The 10,340-nt window shown below is 58.0% G+C and carries 9 protein-coding genes; 4 read left to right on the top strand and 5 right to left on the bottom strand.

Annotated features, from left to right (window positions below):
• Nucleotides 1–296: transposase (locus AAE027_RS19810; RefSeq protein WP_479714232.1), on the bottom strand; the 296-nt coding region annotated here is incomplete at its 3' end.
• A 168-nt stretch (nt 297–464) separates the two neighbouring features.
• Here AAE027_RS19810 and AAE027_RS19805 point away from each other — a divergent pair.
• Nucleotides 465–1,505 (top strand): IS110 family RNA-guided transposase, encoded by a 1,041-nt coding sequence (locus tag AAE027_RS19805; RefSeq protein WP_370987027.1) that lies wholly within the window; start codon nt 465–467, stop codon nt 1,503–1,505.
• A 354-nt stretch (nt 1,506–1,859) separates the two neighbouring features.
• On the opposite strand, the gene AAE027_RS19800 is transcribed toward AAE027_RS19805, so the two are convergent.
• Together AAE027_RS19800 and AAE027_RS19795 are read right to left on the bottom strand one after the other, a co-directional pair.
• Nucleotides 1,860–2,756, bottom strand: a complete 897-nt coding sequence (locus AAE027_RS19800; RefSeq protein ID WP_370987028.1) for an alpha/beta fold hydrolase — start codon at nt 2,754–2,756, stop codon at nt 1,860–1,862.
• A 45-nt stretch (nt 2,757–2,801) separates the two neighbouring features.
• A complete protein-coding gene (locus AAE027_RS19795; protein ID WP_370987029.1) occupies nt 2,802–3,722 on the bottom strand; it encodes a DUF1127 domain-containing protein in 921 nt (306 codons plus the stop codon).
• Between the two features lie 241 nt (nt 3,723–3,963).
• Between AAE027_RS19795 and AAE027_RS19790 the strand changes: the two genes are divergently transcribed.
• Nucleotides 3,964–5,451 carry a winged helix-turn-helix domain-containing tetratricopeptide repeat protein gene (locus AAE027_RS19790; RefSeq protein WP_370987030.1) on the top strand — a complete coding sequence of 496 codons (1,488 nt, stop codon included), beginning with the start codon at nt 3,964–3,966 and terminating at the stop codon, nt 5,449–5,451.
• A gap of 385 nt (nt 5,452–5,836) precedes the next feature.
• On the opposite strand, the gene AAE027_RS19785 is transcribed toward AAE027_RS19790, so the two are convergent.
• Complete coding sequence (locus AAE027_RS19785) at nt 5,837–7,213, bottom strand: FAD-dependent oxidoreductase (RefSeq protein WP_370987031.1); 1,377 nt, start codon at nt 7,211–7,213, stop codon at nt 5,837–5,839.
• A 464-nt stretch (nt 7,214–7,677) separates the two neighbouring features.
• On the opposite strand from AAE027_RS19785, the gene AAE027_RS19780 reads away from it, so the two are divergent.
• Nucleotides 7,678–8,229, top strand: a complete 552-nt coding sequence (locus AAE027_RS19780; RefSeq protein WP_370987032.1) for a hypothetical protein — start codon at nt 7,678–7,680, stop codon at nt 8,227–8,229.
• A gap of 16 nt (nt 8,230–8,245) precedes the next feature.
• On the opposite strand, the gene AAE027_RS19775 is transcribed toward AAE027_RS19780, so the two are convergent.
• Nucleotides 8,246–8,656: a phasin family protein gene (locus tag AAE027_RS19775; protein ID WP_370987033.1), complete on the bottom strand. Its 411-nt coding sequence runs from the start codon at nt 8,654–8,656 to the stop codon at nt 8,246–8,248.
• Nucleotides 8,657–9,267: 611 nt separating this feature from the next.
• On the opposite strand from AAE027_RS19775, the gene AAE027_RS19770 reads away from it, so the two are divergent.
• Complete coding sequence (locus tag AAE027_RS19770) at nt 9,268–10,248, top strand: ABC transporter substrate-binding protein (protein ID WP_370987034.1); 981 nt, start codon at nt 9,268–9,270, stop codon at nt 10,246–10,248.
• The last annotated feature ends 92 nt before the right edge of the window (nt 10,249–10,340 follow it).

Genomic DNA, 10,340 nt, shown 5'->3' with positions numbered 1-10,340 from the left:
TGCCCGGTCAACCAGATCATCTCGATATTGCGCTGGCATTCCCGCTCCAGCCGTCGGCTCGACGGCACGCGATTGAGGTAGCCGTAGATGTAGATCTTGAGCATCATGCCGGGATGGTAGCCGGGTCGCCCCGTGTCGAGTGGCTGGACGCCAACGAAGCCGAGCTTATCCAGATCGAGACCGTCGACGAATATGTCGACCGCTCGGACCGGATTATCCCCGCTCACATAGTCATCGAGCGACGACGGAAACAGCGTGCTCTGCCCCCGATCCAACCCTTCAACAAAGCGCTTCATCAGATGCCCCGCAAAATCGCAGGGAATCTTATCGCCCGAATCACAGCAAACAGAGCCTTTTCACACATGGGGTAATTCCGGACTCGGAGCCATACTCAGGCTCTGGGAATCAGCTCTCCAGGACTCGACGAGGCCTACCTCAGGGCCTTGCAATGACGGAGAGAGGCAATGGAGCACTATGTCGGATTAGACGTGTCACTGAAACTGACTTCGATCTGCATCGTCGATCGGACAGGAAAGGTCGAGCGCGAAGGGGCGGTTACGTCTGACCCGGAGGCGATCGCGACATTCATCAAATTGCACGCGCCACACGTCGTTCGGATTGGGCTCGAGACCGGAGCAACGTCGACATGGCTGTGGACCGAGCTGAATAAGATCGGGTTACCCGTTATCTGCATTGACGCCAGGCATGCGAAGGCGGTTCTGAAGATGCAGATCAACAAGAGCGACCGAAATGACGCTGCTGGCATAGCGCGTATCATGCAATGTGGTTGGTACAAGGAGGTTTGCGTCAAGGATCTCGATAGTCATGCGACCAAAGCCCTTCTCGTCAGTCGAGCTCTGCTCGTCAAGATCAAGCGGGATATCGAAAATCAAATCCGGGGGCTCCTCAAGAATCTTGGGCTTGTCATCGGACGAGCAAAGATGAATATGTTTGCTGTGCGTGCCGCGCAGTTGGCCGGGGATCGGTCAGAGCTTTTTGCCGCTGTAGATCCATTGCTGAAGGCACGCGAGGCCGTCGAGCAACAGATTGTGGACCTTGACCGCAAGGTGCTGCGGCTGGCTCGCAACAATGCTCAGGTGCGACGGTTCATGACGGCTCCTGGCATCGGCCCGGTCACGGCCCTTTGCTTCCTTGCGACGATCGATGACCCCGCTCGCTTCAAGAGATCACGAAGCGTCGGAGCCTACGCAGGGCTAACGACCCGCCGATACGCATCCGGCGAGATTGACTGGACGGGCCGAATCTCGAAATGCGGCGATAAGATGCTGCGAAGTTACCTCTACGAGGCGGCCAATGTGCTGCTCACACGCGTAGCAAAATGGTCAGCACTCAAAGCGTGGGGCATTCGGCTTGCGAAACGAAGCGGGCTACGCAAAGCCAAGGTTGCGGTTGCCCGAAAACTTGCTGTCATTCTGCATCGGATGTGGATCGATGGTACCGAATTTAAATGGTCATCAAAGGATGCTGCTGATCAGCCTGCATAAAGGATAACGAGTTCCCGCCGAGCAGCGGGAGCGAACGTCCCTGCCGGGACGCTGGCGTTGGTGAGATCGCCCCTGGCTTTGCGGTGCTCGAAAGGGCAAAGCGCGCTTCACACATTGATCCGCCAGCGTCATCTTACGCCATCATGCGGAGGGCACGCCCCTACCGCGGAGAGAACCATGGACCCGGCAAGGATGTTCAAGGAGAGCTTGACCTCACGCCCGGAATTAGAGAACAGCCTGGGCCCTATGGCGAAGTTCGGCTTGGCTCCTAAAATGGTCTGCTGATCGGGACAAAACGGAAGTGCCGAGCCGTTTGTCAAACCGACGCTCCTGACCCAGACCGGACTTACGGCGCTAATGTTTGCCCATAAACGTAAGAACAGCCTGATCGTACGCGTCAGGAGCTTCTGCAGGCACGGTGTGCGAACTTCCGACAATGATGATCCTCTCGCGGTTTGGTAGGCAGGTCTCTAGCTGGTCGACAATTCGATAGAAGAACTTAGGACTTCGCTCGCCATTGGACAAAAGCGTTGGCGCACTGATCGACTTGGCCATTTCGCATGTGAACACTGGCCTCGGGCGTTTGGTTGTGGCGTCGGCTTGAAATGACGCCACGTTGTCGAAGTTCATCTCCTGGTCGGCATTGGAACGACGTTCATAGGCGCCCGGTCCGCCGACAGCATTCACGAACAGCGGTATGCCGGCTTTCACGTCGCCTGCCTTAACTGCCTGCCTTGCCGGCGCCTGGGCATTGTCCCACTCTTTCAACATGTCGTCGACGCCGGGAACGCCGGCCAGGATTCCAGTCGCCGGTGGTTCGTTGAGCGTCAGGCTGACCACCATTTCCGGCCGTATGGCGGCAAAGAACAGCGCCGCATGCGCGCCGGACGAATGCGCAACGATGCGGACCTTCGACAAGCCTAGAGCCCGCACAAACGCGGCAAGATCCTCGCCGTGCGCATCCGCGGCGCCATCCGGCATGCCCTCGGGGCTTGCCTCATTTGGGAAGTGGTTGCGGCGGCTATAGGCGATCGCCCGATAGCGATCAGCGAACTTGGGAAGATGTGCCAGCCACATTCGGTAGTCTTGGAGCCCGCCGTGGACGAATATGACCGGCTCGCCCTGACCTACTTCCACATAGTAAAGCTCAGCCCCGTTTGCAGTGACGCGCTTGACATCGTCTGAATGGGCGGCGTCAACGCTGATCAACATATAGGACGCTGCGGCCAAATTAACGAGCAGGCGAAGCATTGGAGTCTCCATCAGGGTCGGTGCCCACAACGAAGGTCTAGAAGGTTAGTCATGGAGGAGTGCTGCTTCCGCAGGCGCGTTGTCATGGGGCCGCACGAATACAAAACGGGACATTGCTGGGACTTCGGAATCGTCGTGGCCATCCTGACCAATGAGAATGAGCCCTGCACCGCCGTTGGCCACCGTCAAGTTGACCGGATCATCCGACCACGTCCGAATCGGCTCCATCGCGATAATGAGGAACTCTCCGATTGGTTGATCCAAATACTGAAGCCGGAGTTGCGGAGCGACTTCGGCGGGTGCGAGGCCGAGACCCCGTCGTTGTGCGTGCGCATACATTTTCCGTAGCGGTACCGTCTCGCTCTGAATCCCGAGTTGGGCCGCCGAGACGATAACGAGATCGAGGTCGGCCTTGTTGCCGCTCACTGTGAAGGCTGGTCGAGCAAGGAGCTCCGCGGCCGAGTTTCCGACGCCGCAACCCATTGCGCTCATTGCGTCGCGAAGCGCGACCGGATCCCTGAACGTCCCTATTGCAATCGTCTTCCAGATTGGAACATCGGCGGCGGAGCTAATCGGATCCTGCGGGTCGGGAGCCGCCGCGGCCGTACTAAGCAACAGGCGATTGCGCAAAACGTCCTGCGCTGTACATTGCGCTTTGGCTCCGTATACCGGTACGAAGTTAAGCGCGGTGCAGAGCAACAAGAGAAGAAGCGTGCCGGCGTCGTATCGATCTGTCGTACGATATTGCCTCACGATGCTTCGCTGCGACGCGACGTAGTCGATCTCGCCCCGAGTCGTACCGATATCCGCCAGCTCCCGGTCGCTAAGACCAAGTAGGGTTGCTCGGACAATCCGGCGTGCGCGCCATTCTTGAAATGCACTCCAGAAGCCCTTGAAAAGGGCGGCGACTTGACCCGTTGGTGCGGCAGCCCGTCGCAGCCTCCTGGTGCCGTAAGTCGTGCTCACCGGCAGCTCCCCTCGGCTTGTTTCTGCCGAGTGAGCGTGCCAGGATGCCGTCGGACACGCTTGACGTGCGGCTTACATTTTCCTTACCGACGGCTTATTCTTTTGAATCGAGGCGACGCCTCTGTGCGGCGCAGATCTTTTTGCGGAGTGGCAGCTTGCGCTACCTCTTCGAGGAGTACGTATTCGACACTGACCGGCGGGAGCTGCATCGCGGGGCTAATTTCGTCCCCTCGCGCCTCAGGTGTTCGACCTCCTCGCCTACCTGATCAACAACAGAGAGCGCGTCGTCAGCAAGGATGACCTCATCAAGGCCATATGGGACGGGCGCGTCGTCTCCGATGCAGCCCTGACGACCCACCTAAATGCAGCTCGATCGGCGATCGGCGATTCCGGCGAAAAGCAGCGGCTCATTAAGACCCTGCCGAGGAAGGGCTTCCGCTTTATTGGTGCGGTACAGGAAGCTCACAGCGCCTCTACCTTGCCGGTCATCGAAGCCGACAGGGAAGCGCCAAAACCCACCCTCCCGGTCCTCGACAAGCCGTCGTTGGCCGTTCTTCCATTCACTAACCTGAGCTCGGATCCGGAGCAGGAGTATTTCGCCGATGGCATGGTTGAGGATATCATCACCGGCCTTTCACGGTCTAAATCGCTGTTCGTCATCGCGCGACAATCCTCTTTTATCTATAAGGGCCAGGCTATCGACGTCAGGCAGGTCGGGCGCGAGCTAGGCGTCCGGTATGTACTCGAAGGCAGTGTGCGCAAATCCGGCGACCGAGTTCGCATTTCCGGGCAGTTGATCGAGGCCACGACGGGCGCCCATCTTTGGGCGGACCGCTTCGACAGCCAACTCAACGATATCTTCGATCTGCAGGACCAAGTGACGAGCAGCGTGATTGGCGCACTCTTTCCTCAATTGGAGCGGGCCGAGATAGAGCGCGCAAAACGCAAGCCAACCGAAAATCTTCAGGCCTACGACTACTATCTTCGTGCACTCTCGAGCTTCTATCAATTCACCCGCGAACAAAACATTGAAGCCCTCAGACTGACCCGGCTTGCTGTCGAGATCGATCCCGGATTGGCCGCAGCATACGCGCTTGGTGCTTATTGTTATCTGCAACGAAAGGTCTTCGGCTGGACGATCGACGCGGATCAGGAATTTAACGACACCCGACGATTGGCAAGTCGCGCCATTGAGCTCGATAAGGATGATCCGACTGTACTCGTGAGGGTTGGGCAGGCAATTGCCGCTGTACTGTATGAGATAGACGATGGCGTGGCCCTCGTCTTCCGAGCGCATGAGCTTAACCCCAATCTGGCTGTCGCACGGTACACTATTGGCTGGGAACACATACGCCGCGGCGAAATAGAGGCGGCGCTCAAGCAATTCCATGCCGGGGTGCGTTTAAGCCCCATGGATCCGTTTCTTTTTCTGATGCAGACCGGAATAGCGGCTACGCATTTCTTGACAGGTCGATACGAGGAAGGGTCATCATGGGGCAAGTCGGCTGTGCTGCACCGGCCCAACTATCTAAACGGACAATTTATTCTGGCGATATGCCAGGCAATGTCTGGAAGGGTTGAGGAAGCCCGGATGATCGGGGCGCGCCTGCTGCAAGCGAAACCGACTCTGCGCGTCTCTACACTCGTTCCCAAGCTCGCTAGAATTTATAAGCAGGAACACATCGAAAGGATAGCGCGAGCTTGCCGCATCATGGGCCTACCGCCGTGATTGCGTGCCGGGGAAATGCTGATCTCATTTTAATCCCGTCAACCGCGCAGTATGGAATGTCCGCTCCCGGCCTATCGCTTCCGTTGACGCAGTGCAGCTACATGTCGGTTCACAGGGGTAGGCCCGAAGTTCGCATCCGAGAGCCAAACCGACGCGATTGACCCACTTGCGACATGGGCCACTCGCCTCCCCGGGCGGCGCGCACCAAGTCCGCCCAGCTCGGGACGGATGCGTACTTCGCTGCCGTCGCCACGCAGTTGCAACTGCGCTTACGCAACCTAACGGGACCGCACCGTACATTGAGATTGAGTACTAACGCCTCGCGATGCTGCCTGTGGGCGCGCGACTGAACAAGGGTGTCGATTGAGACATGTCGCCACCGTGGCTAGGCGGCTTGGCGCCCCTGACCAAGGTCAGGATGCTGCATGTCCCGACTTCCATTCCACACTTTCAGCGCGTTCGCTGGGCTTAGCAACGCGGTTGGCTGTTGCATAAGGTTGGCCACTTCCAGGAACCTGGTTGCCAGCGCGGCGTCACGTTGTGCCGCTCGGTAAAACTTCGCTATGTACCAGTTGACAAAGCGCACCTGCGCCGTCCGCTTGCCCTCAACGCGCGGGTTTTGCAAATCACTGCCCACGGCGATTTGCCAGGGAGTTTCAATGACCCGACTGGCCATCTGGAAGAAGCGGCGAGCAATTCCTTGTGTTCCTTTTGCCAGGCACTCGCGCAAGGCCAGCGATTCCACACAAGCTACCGTCATTCCCTGACCATAGACCGGATCGAAGCTGCACAAGGCGTCGCCATACACCAGATAGCCTTCCGGAAAGTGAGTCAGTTTCTCGTAGTGGCGTCGTGTGTTCGAAACAAACTTGTATGGCGTGAGCGGAGTAAGCGGCTCCGCATTCCGGATCACGTTAAATATTTCCGGCTTTTGCAAGCCACGTGCAAACTCAAGGAAACCAGCATCATCCAGTGGTGCTTGATCGTCCATGTAACCGCCTAATGTCACGGTCCAACGTTCGCCCTCCTGTGGCAGAAGGGCACCGAAGCGAAAATCAGGCAAGCACGCTCCCATAAGAACGAACTTCCTGCCATGCAGGTAATTCTCCATATGTTCGGGCTTGAGACGACAGAAGCGGGAGACATAGCCGAGATTGACAGTGACCTGCTCCTCCGGCGGTTTTGCGAAACCAAACGCATTGAGCCATGTGGGGCTTGCTGACCCGCGACCGCTTGTATCAACGACGAGATCGGCTTCCAGGATTTCCTTGTCGCCTGAGCCATTTTTTGACTGGACGCGAACACCGGTCACGCGGCCTGAGGGGCGATCAAACACCGGCTCCACAACGTCACGACGCTCCTGCACCCGAATGTTGGGTAGTTGAAGGAGCCGCCGTCGCACGAAGCCTTCCAGCGTGGGTCGGCTCACCCCGAGCCCAACCATCTTGCTGGGGGCGTTGTGAAGATAGACGCCGTAATTGAACCAAAGCCCATCGTTGACGATGTCCGCAGGTACCGCTCCCTGAGCGATTATTTCCTCAGTAAACCCGGGAAACGACTGCTCGAGTACATCGCGCCCGCGGGCAAGCAATCCGTGCGTATGCCGTCCTTGCGGTACGCCTTTGCGCGTATCAGCCGAATCCGGAAGCGCGTCACGCTCAAGTATGGTCACTTCGTCGAAATGATCCGCCAAAGCGCGTGCGGCTAAAAGACCGCCCATTCCCGCGCCCACCACAACCGCGTGCTTGCCAACGAGTACCATCGACCCCTCCCGGCATTTACTTAACTGCAGGACGAAGCAGGACACTCGTTGAACATTCGCCGGTATTGCGCCCGGTGCAACATCATCGCGCCTTTCGGCACCACCCGCAAGGCTGCTCGAGAACGTGTTTCGGTTCTTTGATACCGCCCGGCCCGGTTCGCGATCGAGGGAACTCCTCAGAGCTGAACGTCTACCTGAGGACAGTTGAGGCGCTTGGCCTTGATCTACCGACCTCGATGCTGTTGCAGGCCAATGAGGTGATCGAATGAGGGTTCACTTTGACGCGGTGCATGAGTCCGAAAATGGCCCTTCTGCGACCTCGGGTGATGTCTGCTTTTCCCCCGCTGTTGAAGCTTGCGGAGTCCTAGACCTCGCATCGGCGGCGCGCTGCCCAGATCGCGCGCTCCTTTCAAAGCATTCCAATCAAAATAAATAGCCCAACCTCGGCCAGGAAAGTGGCGCTCATGATCGCGACCGTAAGGAACACGTCGCTCGCCGATAGAGGGTTCATGAATGTCTCGCACCTTGTCTCGGTCGAGATCCATGAGCCGGTCATGCAGCTTGCGTCTGAAGGCCGCCGGGATCGAGACAAGGTCAACAAAGCCGTTCGCCGGGAGCCGCCGCTACGACGGCGCGATCCGGATGCCCGGCTCGTCGACCCAGGCTTCCCGCGCGAACCACGCGTGATCGGTGCGGCAGATCGGACAACGGGTGCGCGAGAAAAACACCGCGCGGCGCCCAAAGTTCTCGCGATCAATCTGGATACCGGTGGGAATCGCGTGTCCGGTTTGCGGACATTTGACCATGACCATTCCCATGTTGCCCTCCCTTGCGATTTGTCTTTGTTCTGGTTTGCAGAAAAGCACCGGCCGGTTGGAATGCGCCTCTTGTCGGTGCGGGGTACTTGGGGGGCATCGCGCAACTTGTTGATCGAGCATGGGGCAGTGGGGGGCGTGCTCGCTCAGCTCGGCGTGCTCCAACCGGCCGGATCCCTCCTCAAACGAATCTGGATGTGAAATTGAGCGCGCTTTTTTAGCCGGCGCCTTGGTGGAGAACCCTGGTGAAGTGCTTCCTGATCGGCTCACCCGTTTCCGTCGCGAGCTTCTGGGCAAGCGCCCACAATTTCTTGTTCTGGTCGGAGGCGGTGTCGAACGCCTTGCGCGCTTGCGCCGCCGACAAGGTATAGACATCGGTCGCTGACTTGCTGCCGAACAGATGGACGAAGAAATCGAGCGCAGAAGCGGCATTGGCGTTTGAGATTTCGAGCACCTTGAGCCCGTAGTCGGTCGTGCATCTCGCATTGCTCGAATAGGTCTCGCGCAGCGCCTCCGCCATCTCTTCCGAGGCGGCCTTGATCTTCTCGCAGCCTTCCCGTGCGCGGGCGAGGCCTTGCTCGGCAAGCTCGCGCCCCACGCCCGGCAAGGCGGCCTTCGAGAAATCCAACCATGGCATCCCGAAAACATTCGTTCCGTTCGGCGTCAATTTCATTTCGCTTTCACTCACGCAACATTCCCTTTCTCAAGCGAAAGCATTCCTCGCAACGCTCGCTTGCGTCACGAGAGCTCACGCTCTGTGTTCGATCAGATTTTGGATGAGCCTTGAGTTAGCCCCGACCCGACTTTGGGTTAAGAGAAACGGGAATGTCGGTTCGGTTTGCGACTCTCGCCCAAACTTTTTTTGAGATTGTCAACACAAACGAAGGTATATGTGAGGAGTGCTGTGCATAACAGGAATATCCCAAGGGTTTGGGAAGTTCCTTCCCCAGCGTAAGCATTGCAAAGGAGGCCGGCGCTAGCTGCCGTTCCGATCAAGCCTGCCGGTGAGCTCTGCGATTGAAGCTCAAAAACTTCAGTGCTCGACTTCCGCAAATGGCCGATTCCGTTGAAAAAGGCAGCAGTAATGCGATGTAATGGCGCCGCCTCGGAAGCGGCCGAGCGGCGTTGTTGCCGGCCTGGGCCACACGTCGCATTTGCGACGCAGCATCGCAGTTCATGCGACCACCGAACGTGATACCCGTCCTCCATCGTCCTCAAGCTGCGATGAGGATCGATCGAATGAAGCGGCGGGAGTTCATAGCGGCTACTGCGGCGCTGCTCGCTTCGCCGAGGCATGCGGGGGCTCAGAGGGCTCGCCGTCGACTTGGTTTTCTTGCCATAGGCGACGGGAGCGGGCAGGCCCTCAATCAGGCGGAGCGTGTGTTCCTTGAAACGCTGCGAAGTCTCGGGTGGGTGGAGGGAAAAAACCTTGCAATCGAGTATCGCTTTTCCCACCCCCCGGATCGAGTGCCAGCTTCCGCTGCCGACCTAGTTGCCTTCAATCCGGATGTACTCTTTGCAGCGGGACCTCAGGCAGCCCTGGCCCTGAAATCGGCGACTTCGAGCATTCCGATTGTATTCGTAGGGATAGCCGATCCTGTGCGGCTGGGCCTCGTGCAAAGCCTGTCGCGACCCGGTGGCAACATAACGGGTTTTACGACCAATGTACCCGATGATTTCCTCGCAAAACGTCTCGAAATCCTTCGGGAACTCGTACCCGGCGCCTCGAAAATCGCGCTCTTGATCAATCCGGACAATCCAATGACACGGCCATACTTGGCGGAGAAGATATCCGGCATTATCCGTCAGCTCGGTATCGTTCTGCTGATAGTTGAGGCGACCAAGGCCGACGACCTCGACGTCGCCTTTGCCTCGGCCGCCGCCCAACAGGCCGATGCGATAGTGGATTTTGGCGATTCGCTCACCTATGTCGAGGCTCCGCGAATAATCGCGCTGGCGGCGAAGTATCATCTGCCGGCAAACTACATGTTCCGACAATATGCCAATGGCGGATTGTCGGTATACGGGGCCGACGTAGGCGATCTGATGCGCCGCGCGGGCAGTTACGTGGACAAGATATTAAGAGGGACCAAACCTTCCGAGTTGCCGGTAGAGAGGCCAACCAAATTCGAATTGGTGATCAACTTGAAGATTGCAAAGGCGCTCGGCCTCACCGTGCCGCCTTCGTTGCTCGTCCGCGCCGACGATGTGATCGAATAGAGATGCTCTTTGCTGCAGCGATGCATGAGTCTGCTACTGGCCGATTCCGTTGAAAAAGGCCGGCAGTATTTCGTTGTAATAGCTCCAGTGTG

The sequence above is a fragment of the Bradyrhizobium sp. DN3 genome (genome assembly GCF_041357655.1).
Taxonomy (GTDB): domain Bacteria; phylum Pseudomonadota; class Alphaproteobacteria; order Rhizobiales; family Xanthobacteraceae; genus Bradyrhizobium.
This window is presented reverse-complemented; position numbering and strand designations above follow the sequence as displayed.